General features: G+C 38.3%; 19 protein-coding genes and 1 tRNA gene. 9 read left to right on the plus strand and 11 right to left on the minus strand.

The genetic code is table 11. The features are described 5' to 3' along the window. Positions 1 to 146: 146 nt before the first annotated feature. Positions 147 to 470 (minus strand): thioredoxin, encoded by a 324-nt coding sequence (gene trxA / locus C4E06_RS25320; protein WP_107671129.1) that lies wholly within the window; start codon positions 468 to 470, stop codon positions 147 to 149. A 451-nt stretch (positions 471 to 921) separates the two neighbouring features. On the opposite strand from trxA, the gene pcrA reads away from it, so the two are divergent. Together pcrA and C4E06_RS25330 are read left to right on the plus strand one after the other, a co-directional pair. Beyond that, complete coding sequence (gene pcrA, locus C4E06_RS25325; RefSeq protein WP_107671130.1) at positions 922 to 3,243, plus strand: DNA helicase PcrA; 2,322 nt, start codon at positions 922 to 924, stop codon at positions 3,241 to 3,243. A gap of 88 nt (positions 3,244 to 3,331) precedes the next feature. After that, positions 3,332 to 3,826 (plus strand): thioesterase family protein, encoded by a 495-nt coding sequence (locus tag C4E06_RS25330; RefSeq protein WP_107671131.1) that lies wholly within the window; start codon positions 3,332 to 3,334, stop codon positions 3,824 to 3,826. On the opposite strand, the gene C4E06_RS25335 is transcribed toward C4E06_RS25330, so the two are convergent. The 4 genes from C4E06_RS25335 to C4E06_RS25350 all read right to left on the minus strand — a co-directional run bounded on the left by C4E06_RS25335 (position 3,821) and on the right by C4E06_RS25350 (position 7,834). Beyond that, a complete protein-coding gene (locus C4E06_RS25335; RefSeq protein ID WP_107671132.1) occupies positions 3,821 to 4,801 on the minus strand; it encodes a glycosyltransferase in 981 nt (326 codons plus the stop codon). The two genes, C4E06_RS25330 and C4E06_RS25335, sit on opposite strands and share 6 nt — an antisense overlap. Positions 4,802 to 4,815: 14 nt before the next feature. After that, positions 4,816 to 5,982, minus strand: a complete 1,167-nt coding sequence (locus tag C4E06_RS25340; protein ID WP_198649028.1) for a glycosyltransferase family 4 protein — start codon at positions 5,980 to 5,982, stop codon at positions 4,816 to 4,818. Positions 5,983 to 6,047: 65 nt separating this feature from the next. Beyond that, the gene (locus tag C4E06_RS25345) at positions 6,048 to 6,854 is read right to left on the minus strand and encodes a glycosyltransferase family 2 protein (protein ID WP_107671134.1); all 807 of its coding nucleotides are present in this window, start codon (positions 6,852 to 6,854) and stop codon (positions 6,048 to 6,050) included. 146 nt (positions 6,855 to 7,000) lie between these two features. Next, positions 7,001 to 7,834 (minus strand): metallophosphoesterase, encoded by an 834-nt coding sequence (locus C4E06_RS25350; protein WP_107671135.1) that lies wholly within the window; start codon positions 7,832 to 7,834, stop codon positions 7,001 to 7,003. A gap of 215 nt (positions 7,835 to 8,049) precedes the next feature. On the opposite strand from C4E06_RS25350, the gene C4E06_RS25355 reads away from it, so the two are divergent. Then, entirely contained in the window at positions 8,050 to 8,928 is an 879-nt protein-coding gene (locus tag C4E06_RS25355) for a universal stress protein (RefSeq protein WP_107671136.1), read from the plus strand. Between the two features lie 14 nt (positions 8,929 to 8,942). On the opposite strand, the gene C4E06_RS25360 is transcribed toward C4E06_RS25355, so the two are convergent. From C4E06_RS25360 to C4E06_RS25370, 3 genes are all read right to left on the minus strand, one after another. Continuing rightward, positions 8,943 to 10,508 (minus strand): serine/threonine-protein kinase, encoded by a 1,566-nt coding sequence (locus tag C4E06_RS25360; RefSeq protein ID WP_107671137.1) that lies wholly within the window; start codon positions 10,506 to 10,508, stop codon positions 8,943 to 8,945. Between the two features lie 77 nt (positions 10,509 to 10,585). Next, the gene (locus C4E06_RS25365) at positions 10,586 to 11,029 is read right to left on the minus strand and encodes a hypothetical protein (protein WP_107671138.1); all 444 of its coding nucleotides are present in this window, start codon (positions 11,027 to 11,029) and stop codon (positions 10,586 to 10,588) included. Between the two features lie 316 nt (positions 11,030 to 11,345). Next, positions 11,346 to 12,500 (minus strand): anhydro-N-acetylmuramic acid kinase, encoded by a 1,155-nt coding sequence (locus C4E06_RS25370; RefSeq protein WP_107671139.1) that lies wholly within the window; start codon positions 12,498 to 12,500, stop codon positions 11,346 to 11,348. Between the two features lie 152 nt (positions 12,501 to 12,652). Between C4E06_RS25370 and C4E06_RS25375 the strand changes: the two genes are divergently transcribed. The 6 genes from C4E06_RS25375 to C4E06_RS25400 all read left to right on the plus strand — a co-directional run bounded on the left by C4E06_RS25375 (position 12,653) and on the right by C4E06_RS25400 (position 21,013). Then, on the plus strand, positions 12,653 to 13,420 hold the full coding sequence (locus C4E06_RS25375; RefSeq protein WP_107671140.1) for a hypothetical protein: 768 nt from the start codon (positions 12,653 to 12,655) through the stop codon (positions 13,418 to 13,420). A 74-nt stretch (positions 13,421 to 13,494) separates the two neighbouring features. Next, positions 13,495 to 14,103, plus strand: a complete 609-nt coding sequence (gene recR, locus C4E06_RS25380; protein WP_107671141.1) for a recombination mediator RecR — start codon at positions 13,495 to 13,497, stop codon at positions 14,101 to 14,103. A 9-nt stretch (positions 14,104 to 14,112) separates the two neighbouring features. Then, complete coding sequence (locus C4E06_RS25385; RefSeq protein WP_107671142.1) at positions 14,113 to 14,568, plus strand: GNAT family N-acetyltransferase; 456 nt, start codon at positions 14,113 to 14,115, stop codon at positions 14,566 to 14,568. 295 nt (positions 14,569 to 14,863) lie between these two features. After that, positions 14,864 to 17,263 (plus strand): methyl-accepting chemotaxis protein, encoded by a 2,400-nt coding sequence (locus C4E06_RS25390; RefSeq protein WP_107671143.1) that lies wholly within the window; start codon positions 14,864 to 14,866, stop codon positions 17,261 to 17,263. 212 nt (positions 17,264 to 17,475) lie between these two features. Continuing rightward, the gene (locus C4E06_RS25395) at positions 17,476 to 20,466 is read left to right on the plus strand and encodes a hybrid sensor histidine kinase/response regulator (protein WP_107671144.1); all 2,991 of its coding nucleotides are present in this window, start codon (positions 17,476 to 17,478) and stop codon (positions 20,464 to 20,466) included. Positions 20,467 to 20,488: 22 nt separating this feature from the next. Next, positions 20,489 to 21,013 carry a chemotaxis protein CheW gene (locus C4E06_RS25400; RefSeq protein WP_107671145.1) on the plus strand — a complete coding sequence of 175 codons (525 nt, stop codon included), beginning with the start codon at positions 20,489 to 20,491 and terminating at the stop codon, positions 21,011 to 21,013. Positions 21,014 to 21,053: 40 nt separating this feature from the next. On the opposite strand, the gene C4E06_RS25405 is transcribed toward C4E06_RS25400, so the two are convergent. From C4E06_RS25405 to C4E06_RS25415, 3 genes are all read right to left on the minus strand, one after another. After that, positions 21,054 to 21,125 (minus strand) — tRNA-Gln (locus C4E06_RS25405). A 60-nt stretch (positions 21,126 to 21,185) separates the two neighbouring features. Further along, positions 21,186 to 22,085 (minus strand): hypothetical protein, encoded by a 900-nt coding sequence (locus C4E06_RS25410; RefSeq protein WP_198649030.1) that lies wholly within the window; start codon positions 22,083 to 22,085, stop codon positions 21,186 to 21,188. A 132-nt stretch (positions 22,086 to 22,217) separates the two neighbouring features. Continuing rightward, complete coding sequence (locus C4E06_RS25415) at positions 22,218 to 23,570, minus strand: hypothetical protein (RefSeq protein WP_107671147.1); 1,353 nt, start codon at positions 23,568 to 23,570, stop codon at positions 22,218 to 22,220. Positions 23,571 to 23,579 lie beyond the last annotated feature (9 nt).

Below are 23,579 nucleotides of genomic sequence, written 5' to 3' on the forward strand. Positions count from 1 at the left end.
AAAATCATGAAGAAGATAATAACAATGCCAAAAAACCAGCTTTTGAGAACAGGATAATTCTTCATATTTCTTAATATGGGCATCAAAAAAGAGGTAAACTTAAAATAGCTTACCTCTTCTGATGCAGTCTGGATTTGTATCAAAACTTAAAGATATTTTTCCAGGGTAGAAGCCAGGGTTGTTTTAGGAACGGCGCCGACTACCATATCCACTCGTTGACCTCCCTTAAAAATCATTAGAGTGGGGATGCTACGAATACCATATTGACTAGCAGTGTTAGGATTTTCATCCGTGTTGAGCTTGACAACCTTAACCTGACCTGCGTATTGTTCCGCTATTTCGTCGACAACGGGAGCGACCATACGACAAGGACCACACCAAGGCGCCCAAAAATCCACCAGAACGGGAACATCGCTCTCTAAAACATCTGCTTTAAAACTACTATCTGTAACTTGAGTTGCAGCTGACATATTATGAATTCCTTTGATGGCTGATGTTTATCTAGAATACTCTAGAATTCTACCATACTCAAAACTCTCTAGATTTTTACAAGTATTTAGGTAAGTAATGGTTCCTATTCCATAAGAAACCGCCCGAACTAAATGCCGGGCGGAGTGTGGTGTGAGGAGTGAACGGAAACATTTGTCTCCGCTTCTTCTATTGTAAGGGAGAATTTGCATTTTGATTCACTAAATTTGCCCCAATCGAAAATTTTTTTTTTGCTTAATGTGTTAAGCTAAGTAGTTATACTTGATCGCATCTTTCAAGAAGCGTTTCTCAACATCTTGCTTGAATTGAGCCGAAGACTGGCAGAAACAGGGCTAAACTGGCTTTGAAATTATGGTAAAGCCATGTCAGTTATGGAAGGGTAGAGGATAAAATCAAGATAGTTTTGCTATGTCACCCTTATTGTAAAGTTTTATGACGGCTTCTGTTAATTTCCTTTCTCAACTTAATCCCTCACAACGTCTTGCGGTTGAACATTTCTGTGGTCCCTTGTTAGTGGTTGCGGGGGCGGGTTCGGGCAAAACTCGCGCTCTGACCTATAGAATTGCACACCTGATTACTCATTATCAAGTTGACCCTGAGTCTATTCTAGCGGTTACCTTTACCAATAAGGCAGCCCGAGAAATGAAAGATAGACTTGAGCGGTTATTTGCCCAGGAAATGGCTCTAAAACATCATGGTCAACCGTTTAATTCTTTAGGAGAATACGAGCAAAAACGGTTACTGTCTCAAGTTTACAAGACAACCACTAAAAAGTTATGGATTGGAACCTTTCACAGTTTATGCGCTAGAATGCTTCGCTACGATATCAATAAATATCAAGATGAAAGAAAGCGCACATGGGAACGTAATTTTTCTATTTTCGATGAATCTGATGTCCAAAGTTTAGTTAAAAATATTGTTCTCAAACAGTTTAATTTAGACGATAAAAAGTTTAATCCTCGTAACGTTCGTTATACCATTAGTAATGCTAAAAATTTAGGGTTATCTCCCGAAGCTTATTTAAAAGAAAATTCCTATGCCAAAGGTCGTATTATTGCCGAAGTTTATGAGGAATATCAAAATCAATTAGCGGCTAATAATGCCCTGGATTTTGATGACTTGATTTTAATCCCTGTTCGTTTATTCCAACAAAATGAATCTATTTTGGGTTATTGGCATTCTCAATTTAAACATATTTTAGTGGATGAATATCAAGATACTAACCGCATTCAATATCAATTAATTCAATTATTAACCACCAACGGAGAACCGCAGAAAAGTTCATGGAATTGGCAAAACCGCTCTATTTTTGTGGTAGGAGATGCGGATCAATCCATTTATAGTTTTCGCATGGCAGACTTTACCATTTTACTCAATTTTCAATCTGACTTTGGGGATGGTTTGCCTGATGAAGATACCAGAACCATGGTTAAATTAGAAGAAAATTATCGCTCAACAGAAACTATTTTACAAGCCGCTAATCAACTGATAGAAAATAATAGTCAACGCATTGATAAAATTTTGCGCCCCACTAGAGGAGAAGGGGAAGAAATTTATTGTTACAAAGCAGAAGATGAGCGCATAGAAGCGGATTTTGTTATTAGCAAAATGCAAGAATTAGTAGAAACGAATCCAGAATTAAATTGGGGAAATTTTGCTATTTTGTATCGGGTTAATGCTCAATCTCGACCCTTTGAAGATAACTTAATTCGTAACAATATTCCTTATACCATTGTGGGCGGATTTAAGTTTTATGATCGTCAAGAAATTAAAGATTCTCTTGCCTATTTACGGTTAATTGTTAATCCCTTTGATACCGTTAGTTTACTGAGAGTCATTAATTCTCCCCGTCGAGGCATTGGGAAAACATCAATTGATTCACTCCTCAAAGCAGCCCAAGAATTAGAAATCCCTTTATGGGAAATTATCAGTGACGAAACATCAGTAAAAACCTTAGCCGGAAGGGCGGCCAAGTCCGTTAATCAATTCGCCACCATGATCAAAGAATTACAAGAAAAACTGAAAGAGACATCAGCCACTGAACTCTTTGATCAAGTCATGGAATTATCAGGCTATGTCGATGATCTTAAACAAAAAGGAACCGAAGAAGCCGACAATAGATTAGATAATATTTATGAATTGTACAGCGCGATCGCCCAATATCAAGAAGAATATGAAGACAAAACTTTACAAGGTTATTTAACCAATGCCTCTCTTGCCTCGGATTTAGATAACCTGGATGAAGGACAAGAAAAAGTATCGTTAATGACCTTACACTCTGCCAAAGGCTTAGAATTTCCGATTGTCTTTTTAGTGGGGTTAGAACAAGGAACTTTACCCCATATTCGCAGTTTAAACGATCCCTTAGACCTCGAAGAAGAACGAAGATTATGTTATGTCGGAATTACTCGCGCCCAAGAACAACTATTTATTAGCCACGCCAGAGAACGCTATGTTTGGGGATCAAAAGAAATGAAAACCCCCTCACAATTTTTACAAGAAATTCCCCAAGATTTAATTAATAGTAATGTTCGCCCAACCATCAAAAAAATTTACAAGAAAAAACCAGCCTCTAGTTATACTCAGACAAACTGGTCAGTGGGCGATCGCGTTATTCATCATAGTTTTGGAGAAGGAGAAATTACCCACGTTTTAGGGTCAGGAAAAAAAACCAACCTCGCCATTAAATTTGCAGGACTGGGTCGTAAAATTGTCGATCCCAGAACCAACTCCATTACTAAAATTGAACAGTGAACAGTGAACAGTGACCGATAACTGATAACTGAATAACTGATAAACTAATCAACAAGTAGATCCCCTTATTATTGAAGAGTTTACTACCTTGTCTTCTTCCCAAGAGTCTAACCAACTACCCCCCACCACTGCTATCACCCCTAAAACCCCCCTCAAAGCAACCACAGAAAAGTGGTTTGAGTATTCGGTTAGGGTACAACCCCATCATACCGACTATGCAGGAGTCGTATGGCATGGTACTTATATAGCATGGATGGAAACCGCCAGGGTTGAATGCCTCCGTTCCATGGGCATGGATTTTGCAGAATTGGTTAAATTAGGATGTGATCTTCCTGTGGTTGAATTGTCCCTACGGTATCATCGAGTATTACAGCTAGGAGACATAGCCATCGTCAAAACTCGCATGGCAGAAATGACCGGGGTTCGGATGTACTGGGAGTATCGCATCGAATCAGGCGATCGCCAACAAGTCCATGTCACCGGCAAAGTTACTCTAGTGGCCGCTGATCGCGAAAAAGGAAAAATTATGCGTCAACTTCCCCCTGTAGTTAAAGATGCTTTAACTAAAATGACTGAATTATAAATCTTGAAGAAAAGTCACAATTTTTTGCCGAAAAAACTTATCGTTTTCTAGATACCAATTTCTAGCCTTTTCTGCTAGTTCTTTGCGTTGTTGATAACTCATGCTTAAAATTTCCTCTATTTTTTCCTCTAAATGTTGAGGATCAACATAATAATTAGTTCCTAATCTTTGGGGTTTTGTCTGTTGATAATTGACTAATAAACCTCTCTCATCAGTAATTAATTCATTCATGGGAGGTGCATTTGTGGTTAAAGTTAAAGCTTTGGTACTCATAGCTTCTAGAATATAATGACCAAACCCTTCTGCTTCTGAAGGACATAAATGAATACCTACTTTATTTTGATATTTTCTGAGAGTTTCATCGTCTAAAAAATTATGAATGTATTGTATATTAGGGACAGCAGCATGAAAAGATTTCTTTTTTTGTCTGATGGTAAGACAAGGCCATTCAGGATGGCGACTCCAGAGATCGATAATAGTTTTTGTTCCTTTTTGAATGGAACTGCTTCCCGCTAAATGAAAAAACTGATCATAGTTTTTTTCTTGTTGTTGATCCCAACAATCCAAACTGGTAAAACTGATAAATTCTGTTCGACATCCTAATTCATTAAAGATAGATTGAGCATATTTTGTTTTGCAGAGGATATAATCAAATTTAGGAAGAAACGGTAAAAATTCATCCCTAAACCATTCTTGATTCGGAATTAAACAATTAACTTTTGCATAAGAGAACCAAGTCGGAATAACATCCTGTAAAAACAGATTGACATCATAAGGAGGAGAACCCTTAAAGTTCTCACTAAAAAAAAGCTCACCGTAGGAATAAATTTTATGTAGTTTATGACCAATAGTAGGTTTTCCAACTTCAAAAACAGACACTTTAAAACCAGCATTATCTAAAATACTTTTGAGAATTTTAGCATCTCTGGTTAAGCCACCATTATTATCTACAGTAATAATATTGATTTTTTTCATAATAATTTTAATACCTAATTATTGCTAAGATTTTCTACAATTTCTAAAGTTTTTTCTATCATTTTTTTTTCAGAAAAATTTTGCACTCTACTGACCGCATTTTTGGACATTTTTTGCATAGCTTCAGGGTTTTTCAATGCCCATAAAATCCCTTGCTTAAGTTTTTCTTGATCTCCTTTAGGAAATAGTAATCCATGAATTTTATTGTCAATAATTTCTGGAATACCACTTGCATCTGAGGTAATAATCGGTAAATCATGTGCCATTGCTTCGCTAACTACAAATGATTGGCCTCCTTCAAAATAAGTAGGAAAAACAAATAAATCAGCCGCTTTCAGTAATCGAGGAACATCTTTTCGATACCCTAATAAAATAACATGATTGTTAAGTTGATATTTTTGAATTTTTTTAACTAAATATTCTCTTTTATCTCCTTCTCCCACCCAAACAAATTTAGCGTCAGGAAATTCTTTGATAATAGGTAAAATTACTTCAACTAAGTCTTGATATCCTTTTTGAAAATGTAAACGCCCTACAGTCAATAAGATGATATCATCAGCATTAAGTCCAATTTCTTGACGAACTCGATTACGAAGAAATAGGGTATCTTCTGAGGAGTAATTAAGAAATTCAGAACTGGTTTTTGCTCCATTATAGATCACAGGTATTTCTTCTTCAGGTATTTTCAAGGACTCACTGACGAAGCTACGATTATTATTTGATATAGCAATCCATTTTTGGTGTCTAGAATATGCCCATTGATAAGCTTTTAATCTTAGTTTACTGTAATGGAAATGACCAGAGAATAACTGAAAAACAACGACAGTTGGAATATTTAAAACAGCACAAGTTACCAAAGTATCAAAGCACCAAAAAGGCCACGGAACAGTCAGATGAACGACATCAGGTTTGACTTTTTTTAGTAGAGAAAAGGTCTTGTAACAATGGGGAATATGCTCTCTAAAAAGTTTAAAATGTTTCCCATCTACAGGGGCAATATTAAAATTATGGTAAGAAATTCCTGTCTCTCTAAAGTCCTTAATTAAAGATTCTGTATTTTCAGTTTGTGGAAAAGCAGCATCAACTTCCCAACCTTTTTTTACAGCAGCTTTAGCAATAGTTAAGGAATATTCTTCTGCACCACCTCTTATTTCTGAGGGAAAAACTGTTAATAATTTCATGGCAATAATTGAGTAATATTTTAGTATTATGAATCGATATTTTAGGATCTCTAAAATTTTGATTTTTAAGTTAGTTTAATTCTTTTTAAAATAGAAGGAATGACATCTTGAGGATGTCTAGAAAAGTATCTAACTCGGCTCAAAATCAGCATATATATTTGTAAAAAAATAGGTAATTTTTTGCGATACTTTTGTAAAAGTTGTTGATAGCGTTTTTCTCCTTGACCGTTTTTGGCATCTTGAACACTTTTTGTTCCCTCTAGATATCTAAAGTTTCCCCAAGTTTCATCTATATATGTAACCTTAGCTACTTGAACCGCCCTCAATAGAAAATCAATATCCATCGCATAGTTTTCAGAAATATTATAACAACCAATTTTATCATGGAGAGATTTATGATAAAAATAAGCAGAAGGATTAACAGGAGGCTTAGTAAACGTCCATCCTAATAATAAATCAGTAATATGTAGTTTAGAGGGTTTATTAACTTCTTTGAGATTTCCTTGATTATCCCAAATATTACAATTACCTACTAATAAACTTGGTTCAGGTAAACTTTGAAATAGTTTTTCAATTTTATTGAGGACATTAGGCTCATAATAATCATCAACATTCAAAATAGCAATGATGTCACCTTTTGCCATTTTAATTCCTTTATTCATAGCATCAGATTGACCTTGATCAGCTTCGGAAATCCAGCGAATATGAGGATATTTTTCAGCATATTGTTTAATGATTTCAACAGTGTTATCTTGCGAACCACCATCAACAATAATATGTTCAAAATCAGAACAATTTTGCTCAATAACAACCTTAATACAAGCTTCAATAAAAGATGCCCCATTATAAACAGGAGTAATAACACTAATCATAGTTAATCAGCACTAATTTTTACCCATTTTAACAGCATTGTAGCCAAACTTCCTATTTGATATCCCTGACTCACTATCTTGCTTGATAAAAAATGGGGAACAGAGAATAAAAATAAAACTTTCTCCTCCCCACTTCATGACCCAATTCAACCAGAGACTAAGGTAATAACAGTTAATTCTGGCGGACAGAAAAACCGTCCCGGAAAATAAGTGCCTAAACCTCGATTAACATAGAGTTGGTTGCCTCGAATATGATGCCATCCTTGATGCCATTGCCAATTTTTGAGAATTCCCGAACAATGGTTAATATAGGGAATACACTTTTGTAATTGGGGAGGGATATGTTCCCTAACTTGTTGCAATAACATTAAACCCGGCCCAAACCCCGGAATGACAATTTGACCGCCGTGGGTATGTCCCGATAATTGTAGATCAACACGCCACCGTTGTAGAATACTAGCCGTATCAGGATTATGGGACAACACTAAACGCGGTTGAGATTCACCCAGTTGAGACATAATCGGTTCAGGGTTAAACTCCCCTGACCAAAAATCTGCTAATCCTATTATGGGTAAATTATCCTCGAAAGGACTAACAATTTCATTGCAGAGAACTTGAATATTAGCTTCGGTTAAAGCTTCTGTAACAATGGGTTTAGCATGACGAGGCAAAACGTCATGATTTCCCAAAACCGCATAAGTTCCCACTCGACTTTGCAATAATTTTAATTTAGGGGCTAAACTATAAATCGTATTGGCTTCATTAGTGATATAGTCCCCTGTCAGTACCACTAGATCAGGTTTTTCTTGATTGCTTAGGGTAATGGCTTGGGTGAGTAATTGAGAAGATAAACAAAGTCCATCATCATGCAAATCCGAAAGTTGCACAATTTTTGTTCCTTCGAGAGAAGAAGATAAACCCTGAATGGGAATGGTTAACCTTTCTACCCTCAAAGATTCGCTTAAAATAGGAGCAAGCATGGTTAAATAGAGTGTGTGATGAGTAATCTTACTTCTCACCATAGCCACAGATTTAAACAAGCTCTTAAATTTGCGGTATTTTTATAAGGTTTATCGTTAAGAATATCTACTTAATAATCATCTCTTAACGTCAATGGTTTTGTGAAAGTTAAATCAGATTATTTTATGCTCACAATAGCAAAACCAGTTTCTAAATTAATGGGACTCAGATTAATATGTTTCAAAATTGCTTGATTTGTACTGATTTTAAAGATGGCCTCTACCGTTTAGTCGAATTTGTTCCTACCTTAGCTAAAAATGGTCTCAAACGAATTGTTTTTCTTCATAGTATCTCTGTCTGGGAAGATGAAAAAATAGCTAAAGTAGATAAAAACAAAATTGCTCAAGCTAAAGAACGTCTCGCCCCTGCTTTAGATAACGTTCCTGATGGGGTAGAAGTGAAAATAGAAGTCCTCTCAGGACAAGTTAAAGATTGTGTTCTCCAACTGATTGAAACCTACGACATAGACGTTGTTTTCACAGGAATGCCCGTTCGCAATGCTCTCGAAACCAAGATTTTTGGCAGCCACACCCTAGACTTAGCCCCCGCCACCACCACCCCTTTAATGGTGCTTCGTCCTCAACTCATTTCTACTTACACCGACGAAGAATTAAGTTTACGCACTAATCATCTCTGGCGTTATTTATTGGTTCCTTATAACGATGGGGACTCGGCCCAGTATCTCCTCAAACGAATCAAACAGATGGCTCGAAATCAAGCCGATGGAGCGTTTCAACAATGTTTATTATTATGGGTGATTGATGACGGTGGCCGCTCTCAAGAATTAAACAAATATCATCTCCAACAAGCACAAGAAAAATTAAATCAAATTCAACAAGAACTTGAAAGCCTTAATTTATCAGTCACCACAGAAATACGTCAAGGCAACCCCTTAGAAGCAATTTTAGAGACAGCCATCTATTATGATATTAGTGCGATCGCAACTGCCTGTCAGTATCGTTCTAATTTTCTAGCCTGGACAGCCCCTAGTTTAGCCAATGATATTCTCAGTCAGAGTTGGTTTCCCGTCTTATTTTTCTCTCCTGAAAAATAATACCACTTTCTCCACTAAACATTCGACCCTTTGCGAGAGGTTGTATAAGCAGCCTTGAGCTTATTTTCAATGGTCGGTTTCAACTTCTCAAATTCTTGTTTTAACATTCGTTTGGTAATTTGAGGCTTACCCCCTCGCAACAATTGACTTTTATCGGCCCATTCCTGTAAATTTTGACATTGATTAGCCGCAATGGTGGTGGTTAAAACGTGCTGACAGGCCTTCCCTTTTTCTAAGGCAAAAAATAAAATCCAATAGGAGCCAGATTCTCCTAATAAACGAGCAAACCGTTGACCGGATGAGCTTTTAAGATCCAAATAACAAGGTAACCATCGGGGCCCATGTTCTCGATGATAAAGAACCGTAATCCACAAAATCATCGGATGAGGACTGGTAATAAAAACAAATTGGTTGTAACGAATACTCGAAAGACGATTGGCAATATCTTGTTCATTGAGCATCACCCAAAGACTAGCAAAGTTACCTTCTGGGGCTCGGATGATGTGGGGAAAAACAATTTTTTGTTGGGGTTTGTCTTCGGGCCAAGACATTTTTAAGCAGATATCATCCCCTTTCGGACAAGTTTTTCTTAACGTTGGCCGAGTGGGTTTACTCGATTTAGTCGATTGAGTCGACCGCTCTATCCCTTGTTTGGGATTAGCCACTACCGTTTCTTGTTGCGATTCTAATTGAGTCGGTTCTAATTTTTCTAACTTCTTTAAAATCTCCGTGGCCGTTTGAGGACGCTCGTTGGGCGCTTTGGCCATACATTGGAAAATTAAGCTTTCTAACTCTGAAGGAAGACGGAACTTAGCAGGAATGGGTTTGGGTTTGGTGTAGTGATGGGCCTCATACCAACCCCCAAAAGAAGAATTTTCTGGGAAAATGGGCATTTCTCCCGTGAGCATTTCATACATCATCACCCCCAGACTATAGATGTCTGAGCGACTATCGAGTTCTTTTCCTTCAATCTGTTCCGGGGAACAATAAGCCAAAGTTCCCATAAATGACTGGGTTTGAGCTTCTCCCGATTGAATTAATTTAGCAATACCAAAATCGAGAAGTTTAACCAACTCCCCCAAGGCCGGATCGTGAATCACTAACACATTACTCGGCTTAATATCTCGGTGGATAATGGGACACATTTCCCCTTCAAACATAATCCCTTTATGGGCGCATTCGAGACCAAAACAAATTTGTCGGGTGATCTTTAAAAATCTTTGTAGAGAGAGGGGCCGGAACTTAATCACTTCGCTGAGACTTTCCCCTTTAAGAAATTCCATCACATAAAAGGGGATTTCTTTTTCATCTACCCCATAGTCTCGCACTCGTACAATATGATTACTCTTTTCCCCTAATAATGCAGAAACCGTGGCCTCTCGTTCAAAGCGATCGCGCATCTTGCTATTGAGTAACGCCTGAGACAAAAATTTAACCGCAACGGTGACACCACCAAGCAGTTTATCTTCAGCACGATAGACTTGACCCATCGCACCACTGCCAATCAGATCGATGAGTTGATAGCGGTTAGCCAGTAAACGACGTTGATGAGTTTCTTTCATGGTAACTGGGGGATTCATAATGGTTCATTAAGGGTCTGAATATCAATAAAAAATTAAGGTTTAGGGACAATAAGTTTGGAAAGAGAAGATAACAATCATAATTGACGTTCAAAGATAGCTTCCATGGTGCTAGTCAGGTAATGGCCACTGAGCAAACCCCCAGAGAAATGATAGGTATGATTATTCAGACGGTAAAAGGTTTCAAAGCCACTGCGTCTCTGGCGATCGCCTAACACCCAATAGCGTTGAACGATCGAGTCGGGTCCGATCCATCCTTCTCCTTCTACTTTCCCTAAAACGCTTTGCTGAAGAACATAGGTATATTCTCGTTCTTCCCCACTGAGATGACCTCGATATTGAAAGGCAATTTCAGGGCGATCGCTTCGGGGAAAGACCAATTTCGTCACCATGGTGAACCAATTATCGTTACTCCAAGCGACAAGACTCTTCCCTTTAACGGGTTGGGGCATTTCATTACGTTCGAGCCAATTTCCCTCAATTGTCCAGCGTCCGGCTTCCATTAAAAAGCTATGAGCCAAGATACCACTCCTTAATCTCTTTAACTATAAAATTTAAGATCCTAGGTGGGACAAGGTTAGAGTTTAAGTCAGATATGACTCGGCCGTACCACAACCGAACCGACTTTGACCGTTGGTCAGAAATCAAGGAAAAGGCCACTGATCCACTGACTCGTTGTTGAGAAACAGTTGTGCTTCCCTATTTTAAGACTCTGACTCCTATCACTCTTAGGTTTCTCTACTTTAGATTTCCCTAACTTTACAGAAAACTAACAGGTCTTTAATATTTTTATTGGTTGATTTTCCGGCACCCCTTGATCAATCTCTTCTCGATTGTCTATCGTTTTGTCAGGGGTAGATGAATCTCTCCTAATAACCTTGCTTCTTTGGCTCCAGTGACTTGGGGTAAATTCCCTGGGATGTTACTGACATATCGCCAATAGGCTAAGATAGCAAAGGCGATCGCTTCTTTAAAATCACTGTTCATCCCCACTTCATCGGTGGTTTTTACGCTTATGTGAGGCGCAAAATGACATTGAATCCGTTCTTTTAAGTACAAATTATGAGAGCCTCCACCACATAATAAAAGTTCATCAATTGGCTCTTTAATAAATTGTTGATAACTCTGAGCAATAGAAGCGGCGGTTAACTCTGTTAAAGTGGCTAAAAAATCTCTTTCCGATAACTGATAATCCTGTGCATCTTGCCAACATTGTTGTAAATAGGCTTCTCCAAATAATTCTCGTCCTGTTGATTTGGGAGGCGTTTGTTGAAAAAAATCTTGCTCTAACCATTGTTTCACTAATTGAGAATTAGGGGTTCCTTGGGCTGCCCATTCTCCATTTTTATCGTAAGTTTTTTCCCCGTTGGTCAATTGTTTAACGGCTAAATCAATTAAGATATTTCCTGGCCCCGTATCCCAACCTATAATTCTTTTTTCCCAGTTTTCTGTCTCTTTAGGCGGTAAATAAGTGACATTGCCAATGCCTCCTAGATTCTGCACACAACGATGATATTTCGGATGACTTAATAGATAAGCATCGATTTTAGAGACTAAAGGCGCACCCTGTCCGCCGGCCGCTATATCAGCTACTCGAAAATTATTAACCGTGGGAATTCCTGTTAAATTAGCAATCATTTCTCCCCTGCCTAATTGTAGGGTGTAGCCTAATTTTTCTTTCATGGGAGGACGATGATAAACCGTTTGTCCGTGGGAACCAATTAATGCTATGGTAGGGTACTCTTGTTTAATGTTATTAACGGCTTCTACAAAACATAGGGCAATTTCTTCATCTAAGTTAGCCAACTTTTCCATAGAGAGTGATTTTCCATCAGCCACTTCTAGAATGGTTTGTCTTAATTTTTCTGGATAATAATGATTGATACCAGACAATAGTTCAATCTTTAAATCGACGTTTTCTCCTGTAATTTTTACCAATGCAGCATCGATACTGTCTACAGAGGTGCCACTCATTAATCCCAGACAATACATATTTATGCCCTATTTAATTTTGAACAATTTTTGGTTATAGTTATTAAGGTCAAAGCTTTTATTATAACACCCCTAGACTTATGGTATCTAGGGGTTTATGATTTAGGTAAAATTAGTTAGATCAACCACAAAAACTATTGGGAAACGCCAAAATGTCTGTCCCTGAAGAACTCACTAATGAGGTCTCGCAACCCGTTGAATCCGAAGAAACTTCAACCCCTAATGCTGAAGTTGAGGAAAACCCTGTTCTTTTTCAAGCCATTGGAACCCTGAAAGGGAAACCCGAACAAGATGAAGAGGGTAACTTTTTTATTCGTTTAGGGGGAAAACGCTATAAATTATTTATTGCGGGTTATCGTTATCAAGCTTGGCTAAAGCAGATGGCCGCTAACCCCGACCAAAGCTTATTTTTGCGAGTGTATCCCAAATGTTTAATGATTCCTCGCAAAGATCCTCAGATTTACTTTCAAGTGGCAGCTTGGGAAGAGGAAAACCCCTGGGAAGAAAATCCAGGAATGTTTAAATTTAGAGGCGTTTGGCAATTTGTTCCTCAAGTCAGAACCCCAGTGATTTCGGTCTATCGTAATCAAAATGCCAACGATCCTAAAGGGAAATTTAAAGCCTCCCATCTTCCTGTGTTAATGAGGCGAGAGGATGAAGCGAAACCCTTCCGCTTTAATCCGAAAATAGCCAAAGAAGACTTACCCCCTCGTTGGTTTATTCAAGGCAATTTTAAATTTATACCGTCTCGTAACTGTTGGGGATGGGATCAAGATTTACAACCCCCAACCACCAAAATTCCACGATATAAAAAACCAGTTAAAGCAACCGTTGACGGCAAATTACCCCCGAAAAAACCCGCTAAAAAAATAGAGAAGCCTAAAAAGCCGTCCACTCATAAAAATGAATCCGATGATTAAAGCCTTTAATGTTGTGCTTTACCGAAATTGTTCTCTAACCTTAATTTTATCTATAATAAATTGTCTAATTCAATTTGGAGAAAAGCCCTATATATACACCCCCTTTAGCTCGCTTAATTGAACAACTACAACGGTTACCAGGCGTTGGACCCAAAACAGCCCAACGCCTGGCCCTACATATTCTCAAACGCCCTGATAATGAAATTCAAGCCCTGGCGAAAGCTTTAATTGATGCCAAGAAGCGAGTGGGATTATGTAAAGTTTGTTTTCATTTTTCAGAACAACCCGTTTGTGATATCTGTCGTAACCCTAACCGTGACTCCCAAACCCTGTGTGTGGTGGCAGATTCCCGTGATGTGATTGCTTTGGAAAAAACCAGAGAATATCGCGGAAAATATCATGTGTTAGGGGGTGTTATGTCTCCTATGGATGGTATTGGCCCTGAACAACTTTATATTCAACCGTTAGTAAGACGAGTGACTCAAGAGGGGGTCAAAGAAATTATTTTAGCCATTAGTCCCACAGTGGAAGGAGAAACCACTACCTTATATATTGGTCAACTTCTCAAACCTTTTACCAAAGTCACCCGTATTGCCTTTGGGTTACCCATGGGAGGTGATTTAGAATATGCCGATGAAGTAACCTTAGCCAGGGCCTTAGAAGGAAGACGAGAATTAGAATAAGATGTTTTAATGACCGAATTGCTCCAAGATTGTTATTTACGCAAAGCGACTCCCCAGGATATTGGGGTAATTCGCTGGTTGGTACTTCGGGAATTTCTTGATCCAACCCAGTTGCAACCGGAACAGTTTTGGGTGATAGAATTAAAAGGGCAAATTATTGCTTGTGGTCAATTGAGAACCTTTGCCCAAGCTCAAGAATTAGGGAGTATTGTGGTTAAAAAATCCTATCGCAACCAAGGATTAGGGACTTATTTAACCCAACATCTTATAGAAATAAGTAATTATCGACTTTATTTGGAATGTTTAGGAACTCAACTAAAAAATTTTTATCAACGGTTAGGATTCGTTGAGGTGAATTTTGAGACAAATTCTGCCTCATTACCGCAAAAATTTAGAGTAACCTCCACCCTAGCTAAGTGGTTTCGACTGCCGTTATACATTATGGTTTGGCAAAAAGATCAATGAAAAACGCTATTTTTGGTAATATCTCGTCTGCTCGTCAAAATTAAAGATGAGCATGAGTACAAATAAGCCTCTAAATCAGTAATAATTTTTCAGCCTTTTTGTTATTTTTACTTAAAATTTGGGAATAGTATAAATAGCAGATCACCATTCAGACATCTTCTGTTCCTCATTCTTCCTATTCAGAATTGCTAGAGACTTGAAGGTTTAAATTTAAACCCTAAAATGATTAGTTTTTCTTAGATAGGGAAGGAATTCTGCTATCAATATTTACAGGATAATTTATAGGGTAGATTATATGGAAAGCCAGCCAAACAACGAATCGAACTTCATGAGTTCAAATAATGGTCATACTAATAATGAAACTGAACTGATTAATGATCAAAAAGAAACAGATAAAATAATTATTAGTGGCTATTCCCAAGTTAATGAGTATCAATCTAATGAAAATAATTCAAGCATTACGACCAATGGAAAAATTCCATTTTGGCAAAAATTTAATCTAAAAACAAAAGCGACTTTACTAGCCATTGCCGTCGGGATCGTTCCCGTTCTAGCCATTGGTGGCATTAATTATTATTTAATTGAAAATTCTTTAACCAAACAAGAAATAAGTTTCCAAAAAACAAGAGCGGTTACGATCAGTAATGATCTAATGGAATTTGCTAAAAATAATTATCAACAAGTTATCGATTTATCTAATTTACCTATTTTAACCAATCCTGAACTTTTCCAAGCATTAAGCAAACAAGAAAAAGAGAAAGCCCTAGAAAAATTTCTTAAAGATGGAATCAATAGTATTGTAGTTATCGATGCTAAAACAGGAAATACACTTTTAGAAGGTAGAGAAGAGAATAGAGAAGAAACGATTCCTAATTATACTGAAATTGATTATTGGCAGGAAGTTGTCACAACAAAAGAACCTGTGATCAATCCTTTACGAATATCAAAAGCTAATAATTTATCTTCATTTTTCGTAGCGGCTCCTGTCTTTGATGAAACAACTGGAGAAATCCTTTATGTGATTCGGACGAGAACCGATGCCAGTTATATCGATAATTTAATTCGCTCAAACATTGAAAATAGGTCTGAAGCCGTTGGTGATCAAGACGAACTTAAATACTTAGTAGCTGATAATAATAATAAAGTCTTTGTTTCTGAAAATCCCAAAGAAATTGATCAAGATATTAACAAATTTTTTCCCAAATTTTCAGAGCTAAAAACGGAGCAACAAACAACCGTCGATTTTGATCTCAGTACCATTGACCGAGAAAAATATGTGGTAGCTTATTCACCCCTACAAAATATTGACGGTTTGCCCACTCAAGACTGGAGTATTATCGTCGCCGATAAAGTAAGTACCGCTTTTGCACCCCAACGTTATCTCTTATTAACCTTCACCTTAGGAACCTTGTTAACCGCTTTAGGCATTGCTATCTTAGCCGCCTATTTAGCCAACCGATTCACCCAACCCATTATTAATGCAGCCCAAGCCGTTGAACAAATTGGAGAGGGAGAACTAGACACTCGTATTGAAGTAAAAGGGAACGACGAAATTGCTAAATTAGGGTCTAATATCAATCGCATGGTTGAACAGATTCAAACCCTATTAGTTGAACAAGAAGAAGCGACCCGTCAGCGATTAGAAGCCCAACAAGATAGTCAACAACAACAATTAATCGCTGAACAAGAACGACAACAACAACAACAACTGCAAAACGAATTAATACGATTATTAAGCGATATTGAAGAAGCCACTAACGGGAACTTAACCGTGCGAGCCGAAATTTCTGACGGACAAATTGGTATTGTAGCTGACTTTTTCAACGCTATTATCGAAAATTTACGGGACATTGTCACCCAGGTAAAACACACCACCCAACAAGTAAATTCATCCTTGAGTGGGGATGAAAAATCTATCCAGGAATTAGCCCAACAATCTCAACAACAGGCCCAACAAATTCAACAAGTCTTGAACTCCGTTGAAGCCATGGCCCAATCCATTCAACAAGTGTCTGCCAATGCTCAAGCAGCAGCCCAAGCAGCCAGAGAGTCGTCTCAAACCGCCGAACTCAGTGGAGATGCCATGGATAATACTGTTAATAGTATTCTCCAATTGCGGGATACTGTGGGAGAAACCACCAAAAAAGTGAAACGGTTAGGGGAATCCTCCCAACAAATTTCTAAAGTTATTTCCTTAATTAACCAAATTGCTCTCCAAACGAACTTACTCGCCATTAATGCCAGTATTGAAGCAGCCCGTGCAGGAGAAGAAGGACGAGGGTTTGCGGTGGTTGCTGAAGAAGTGGGACAGTTAGCCGCTCAGTCAGCGGCCGCCACTAAAGAAATTGAGAAAATTGTCGAAACCATTCAACGGGAAACCACCGCAGTGGTTGAAGCCATGGAAGTCGGTACCGCCCAAGTGGTAGAAGGAACCAATTTAGCCGAAAGTACCAAAGAAAGCTTAGGGAAAATTGTGACCGTTTCTCGTCACATTGATGAACTATTACAGTCAATTTCTCAAACCACTGTATCCCAAGCTGATACCTCTAAATCTGTTACCCAATTAATGGAAGAAGTCGCTCAAGTCTCCCAGAAAACCTCTGATTCCTCTATGGAAGTGTCCCAGTCCCTACAAAAAACAGCCCAAATGGCCAATCAATTACAAGACTCCGTTGATACCTTCAAACTGAGTTAGAACCACACTAAGTACCTGGACACAAAGAAATGTCACTGTGAAGTGAGCAGGGGAGTAGGGAGCAGAGGGAGCGCCGGAGAGGGGAGACTGTATAAACAATGAGAAACAGGGCTTTCACTTGTCTGTTGCCTTTTGCCTTAAAAATCTTAAAACAGTTGATTATATTTATGTCCGACTAGTTAAAGATACCGATAACAGTTAGGAAGGAGATTATGACACAGGATAAAGAAAAACAAGTGAGGTTAAAATTTCTCACAGAAGCTCAAGACTATTTGAATGAACTAGAATCAGGGTTATTGGGGTTAGGGACTCATGGTATTAAGAGGCAAGAAATCGATCGCCTCTTAAGGGCTGCCCATTCCATTAAAGGGGGGGCGGCCATGATGGGTTTTCAAACCCTCTCAGACATCGCTCATCGCCTAGAAGATTTCTTCAAAGTTCTCAAAGCAGGGGGAGATCATTCCCTTGATGAACAGCTAGAAAGGCTGTTTTTGGGTAGTGTGGATGGTCTGCGACACATTGCCCAATGGAATCGTCAAGACATGGAGATTGACCCCACTTGGTTAGAAACAGAGGTCAATCCTCTGATAGATTCCCTGTATCAGCGTTTGGGTGATCCCCAACCCGAAGATGCGGTTAACCTCCTCTCCGAAGAAGCCGAAGAAGACATGGTGGTACTGATGTTTGAATCGGAGGTCGAAGGCTGTTTACAACGGTTAGAATCGGTGTTTGCTGATCCCCAACAGCCTTGTTTACGGGAAGAATTTTTGATTGCGGCCCAAGAATTAGAAGGGTTGGGGCAAATGTTAGAGTTACCGGCTTTTTCTGCCCTGTGTCAGTCCATTATGGAGGGCTTTGAAACCTATTCCCAGGAGTTGCCACAAGTCGCTCATTTAGCCCTACAAGCATGGCGACGATCCCATGCTCTGGTGATGGTGGGACAACGGGAGATGATGCCGACAGAACTGGATTTATCCAGTTTGAGTGTAACGGAGTCAGCGGAAACTTGGGACAATGAATTCCATGAGTTGGATGATTCCCCTTTATCTTTTGGTATTCCTTCTAACACAGACCTCTTATCCTCGGCCACAGAGAATTTAATCCAGTTTAGCGATATGTCTTTGGAGGTTAACGCCGCCTTAGAGTTAGAAGAACAAGGGGACTCTTCAGAGATTATTATGTCTCCCGATACCTTAAAATCCTATGTCACCACTCAAGAATTTGCCCAGGAAGCGGAAGACTTTTTGGCCGACTTAGATCAATTAACCCCCCAAACGCCAGAGCATTCTATGGTTCCCCCTTCTTCTATTCACACAGAAGAGGACAATCAACCTGATACCATTCGCGTTCCTGTCCAACAATTACAACTTTTGAGCGATCGCTTTGGGGAACTGACCATTGAGCGAAACGGTTTAAATTTACAACTTCAACGCTTTCGTCGTCTTATTGAATTATTGAGCGATCGCGTTCAAACCCTAGAACAGTCTAATCAATGGTTACGAAATACCTATGATCAGATCACACCTCAACTTAACAGTAGGGATCAAGGAGCCATTAATACACTCCTAGAAAAGTTTGACCGGTTAGAAATGGATCGTTATAGTGACGCTCATCTTGTCTCTCAAGAGATTATGGATACGGTGGTCAAACTGCAAGAGGTAACCAACGATTTACAACTCAATTTAGACGAAACAGAAAGTTCTTCACGGGCTTTTTCTCGAACGTCTAAATTAATGGAAAACACCATCACTCAACTACGAATGCGTCCTATTTCCGATGTTTTAGGGCGGTTTCCTCGGGGGTTACGAGAAATGGAAGTGCAATCTGGTAAACAGGTCAATTTAACCATTAAAGGGGGTGCAACCTTACTGGATCGCACGGTATTAGACGCTTTAAATGATCCTTTATTACATCTATTACGCAACGCCTTTGATCACGGGATTGAATCCCCCGAAGTCCGTCAAGGGATGGGAAAACCCCCCACGGGAACCATTTCCATTACAGCAGGGTATCGCGGCAATAAAACGGTGATTACCCTACAAGATGACGGGGCCGGCATTAATCTAGAGAAAATTCGCCTCAAAGCCTTGGAAATGGGATTACAAGAAGCGGATCTTCAACAGGCCAGTGATCAAGATTTATTAGACTTGATTTTTGAACCTGGGTTTAGTACGGCTGCCCAAGTCACAGACTTATCGGGCCGGGGGGTGGGAATGGATGTGGTTCGCACCAATTTACGTCAAATTCAAGGGGATATTCAGGTTAATACCCAACCTGGCAAGGGGACAACGTTTACGATTACGGTTCCTTTTACCCTCTCAGTGGTGCGGGTGTTATTGGTAGAAACGGCGGGAATGTTATTGGCTTTTCCCCATACTGTCATTGAAGAAATGGTTCCCCTTCACCCCGAAATGTTTATGACGGGTGTCGGTCAAGAAGTTCTCAACTGGGATGGATACTTAGTTCCTCTGATTCGTTTAAAAGAATGGTTTAATTTTGTGCGATCGCCTCAACTGATTTCCACTGATGTCACCCCTATTATTAATCAACCGACGGTTTTAATGATGTCTCAGGGTAATCATTATGTAGGGATTGAAATTGATCGCTACTGGGGAGAACAAGAAGTGACCATTCGCCAAGTTGAAGGTAACGTCGGACTGCCTCAAGGGTTTGGCGGTTGCACTATTTTAGGGGATGGTCGAGTGGTTCCTTTGGTGGATGTAATGGCCTTATTACAATGGCTTAATGATAACCCGACTCAATCTTCTTTTACCCCGAAATTGTCCCCAACCATTAATGATTTAGACGCACAATTGATAGACCATAACACCAAAACGATCATGATTGTAGAAGACTCGATTAATGTGCGTCGTTTCGTAGCGTTAACCCTCGAAAAAGCGGGGTATCGTGTGGAACAAGCGAAAGATGGTCAAGATGCTTTAGAAAAGTTACAAGGGGGTTTAGGGGCGACGGTTCAATTAATTATTAGTGATATTGAAATGCCCCGTCTTGATGGTTATGGCTTACTTTCTCATGTCAAATCTGATCCCATTTTTCAATCGTTACCTGTGATTATGTTAACCTCTCGCAGTGGCGATAAACATCGGCAGTTAGCCATGAATTTAGGGGCTTCTGCTTATTTTTCTAAGCCGTTTAAAGAAACGAATTTATTAACGACTATTCAACAGTTAATTAGACCTTAATTAATTTTTATTATTATCAATTATGACTCTTTATTCTCATCGTCTTTCCCGTCGTTCATCAGGTACAATCAATCAAAACACGCAACAAATTATTACTTTTCTTTTAGGGGAAGAATGGTTTGCTTTACCCATTGATGCCATTCAAAAAGTGGTACAATTAGGTAAAGTGTATGGTGATCCTCAACGAAAAGGTATTAGTTTAACTCATTATCAAGGTCAAGAATTATTAGTTATTGATGTGGCTCGTCGTATTTTCGGCATTGAAATCCTTTCTTCTCATCAAAACACAGAGCAAACTCGTTTTTTACTCATTATTCACAATAAAAATCATGAAATAGTTGGATTACCCATTGACTCTCCTCCTTCTATTCTAAGAGTTCCTGAATCAGCTTTTATCCCCTTACCGGATATTTATTTAACTCAGGGTAATATTCATTGTATTAGTTCTACTCTTATTCAAGTTAATGAGCAACAATCTTTCTTTTTATTAGATGTTGGTCAATTAATTCCAGTGAACAGTTATCCATTAGCTTCTAGAAAATCCTAAGCTAATCATCACCAAAAGGGTGGATTGTCTATCTCGTGAACTGGGGTGCTAGGATTCGAACCTAGGAATGGCGAGACCAAAACCCGCTGCCTTACCGCTTGGCGACACCCCAATATTTATTGTTGCCTTTGTAATTATAACAATAGGCATTGGTGGTTTGTCAAGTATTTTTTTATTTATTTTTTACCGATAGTCTCTGAAACTGGGATGTTGAGTGCTTTTCAATTAAATAATCAAGAAAAGAATGGTATTCTAGCGGAAGATTCTCTCGATAGTCAGATTCCGTTAAGAGTTCAAGAATTAAAGCAGAATGAACATTATCTATGTTAAGTGTCTTAGGAGTAAAAGGAATATTCTCTAACTCGCAAAACAGTTCTTTTAACTCATGTAGAATGGGATGAAGACTAATTTTCATATTATTGATCGCTTCTTGAAAAGTAGTATTTTTACTATCAAACTCACTTTCAAGTTTTTTCTGTTCTACTTTTAGTTTATCTTCATTGCCCGATATTTCAGATGAAATTGTCCAATATTTAATTCCTTTAGCGAGTCCATCGATTCCTGTAAAAATCGCTAAACTAAAAAATATCAAATAAAAGAGAGGATTGGCGACAAAAAACATCGTTAAGAATCCTACTCCTATATAGTTAGCTACATTTTGAATAGTATTCCCTGTTGTTTTTTCAACTTTTTTCTGTTGCTGTTTAAGTTTGTCTAGGGTTTGAGCGTACTTATTTTGATGTAACATTACTGTTTTTTGTCTGGTTTGTTCAAGTTGCTGAGTAAAATCTTGTTTAATAATTTCAGCTAAATAAGTACGATCTATTTTTTCGTCTGCTGCCCAAATTTCTAGTTGTGGTCGAACAAATACCCCATTTTCAAGTTGATTAACTGCTTCATCGAAACAAAAATAACAGATAAAATCCTGAGAGCCGTAACCTGTTGGTAGTAGAAAAACGGGAACCCTACAAGGGGTAAAAATTGTACTCATTACCCTTGCAATGGTATCTGAACCAGCTTTTGTGATGGTATTGGTAACGGTTTTACTTGTTTCTAAAATCCAACTATTCATAGAATTTGCTACATTGATAGCTGGATTAGTAACAACTTTGAGATTATCTAATTTTGGCAGTTTTAGCAATTTCTTGTGATTAATCATAGAATATTTAGAGCAAAAATAACGACAATGAACAAAAATAAATTATTAGAAAGGTAGAAGATATAATCCTGGTTGACTCTTTTCATCAGGTAGTAATTCTTTGCTACTTTTAACTTCTTTCGCTTCACATAAAGCTGCAAAATCTTGTAAGGTATCAAGTCGAGCAGAGAGTTCGCTTAATGTGTCTAAATATTCTGCTAAAGCAATTTGTTGATTAATCCAATTTTGGTCATATTTTTGGGAACTATAGGACATTTCAAACTCAACTTCGATCTCGTTTTTCTTATGTTGAATTTGTTCTAAAGTTAAACAGCGATCGCTATTAGAAATTTGACTAATTCTTTCAATTCTTTCTGAGGTAATATAGTCTTGAAAAATTGGAGCATCAAAGCGATAAGCTGTTCCTAAATATTTATTATCTTGATTAAGACAATGATCTGCCCATCGTTGAGCTACTTGTTTAAATTTACTAACTTCTTCTGTAAGTAATTGTTTTGCATCTTGATGGTGTCCTATTTCTAATAATAAGTTCGCTTCGGTGGCAGTGGCAACCGCCCATCCTTGGATAGCAATATCACTATTTAACATTAATTCTGCGTTTAATTCTGGAGTCACTTTCATGGCTTCACTACCAAAAAATAAACGCACACTAGAAGCAGTTTTTAAAGCTTGTCTAGGAGATTCATTGGGGAAGCGAGTACGATCATCAAGTTCTGCTTTTAAGGTAGCAATTTCTTTAATTAACATGGCTTGATGAAGGTGAGAAATCGCTTTTGCTAGACTTTCTTGTTTTTGTCTACTATCTTGAACTAATAAATATAAATAAGCCAGTTGTCCTGAAACTGTATCTAAGCGATCGTCTAAATAATTTAAACCTTTAATAACCACATTAAACCCTTCTGTCATCTTATTATCTAAGTGGTGTAACCCTGCTTCAACTCGTGTAAAACCTATTTCCATTGTTTGTTGAAGATGACCTAAAGATTTTTGAATTTGATGGAGTTTATACCCCATGTACGCAAAACCAGCAATACTAACACCGAGGTTTAAAACACTTGCACCTGCAGCAATTTGAGTTAAACCCATCACTGAACTAAGGGTTTTTTCGATTCCAAATAATTGATTAGTAATGCCTGTTAGTTTTCTATCAAGTCCCATTAATTTATGATAAGTGAGACCATGACCCATCGTATCAATTAAAGGAGAAGCTGGAGAGGCTGGAAGTAATTTTAAAACATCAAGAATTCCTGGTACTTCAGTAAGATGCTTAACGATCTGTCCTCCTTTTTCAGTACCGGCAGCATATCTAATTACACTTCCGTAACGAACTAACGTGCCATCAAGTAATCCTTTAATAATAGAGGGGTCATTGATTAATAAAGTGGTTGGTTGTAACATTTTTGTCTC

Source organism: Cyanothece sp. BG0011, from assembly GCF_003013815.1.
Classification (GTDB): domain Bacteria; phylum Cyanobacteriota; class Cyanobacteriia; order Cyanobacteriales; family Microcystaceae; genus Crocosphaera.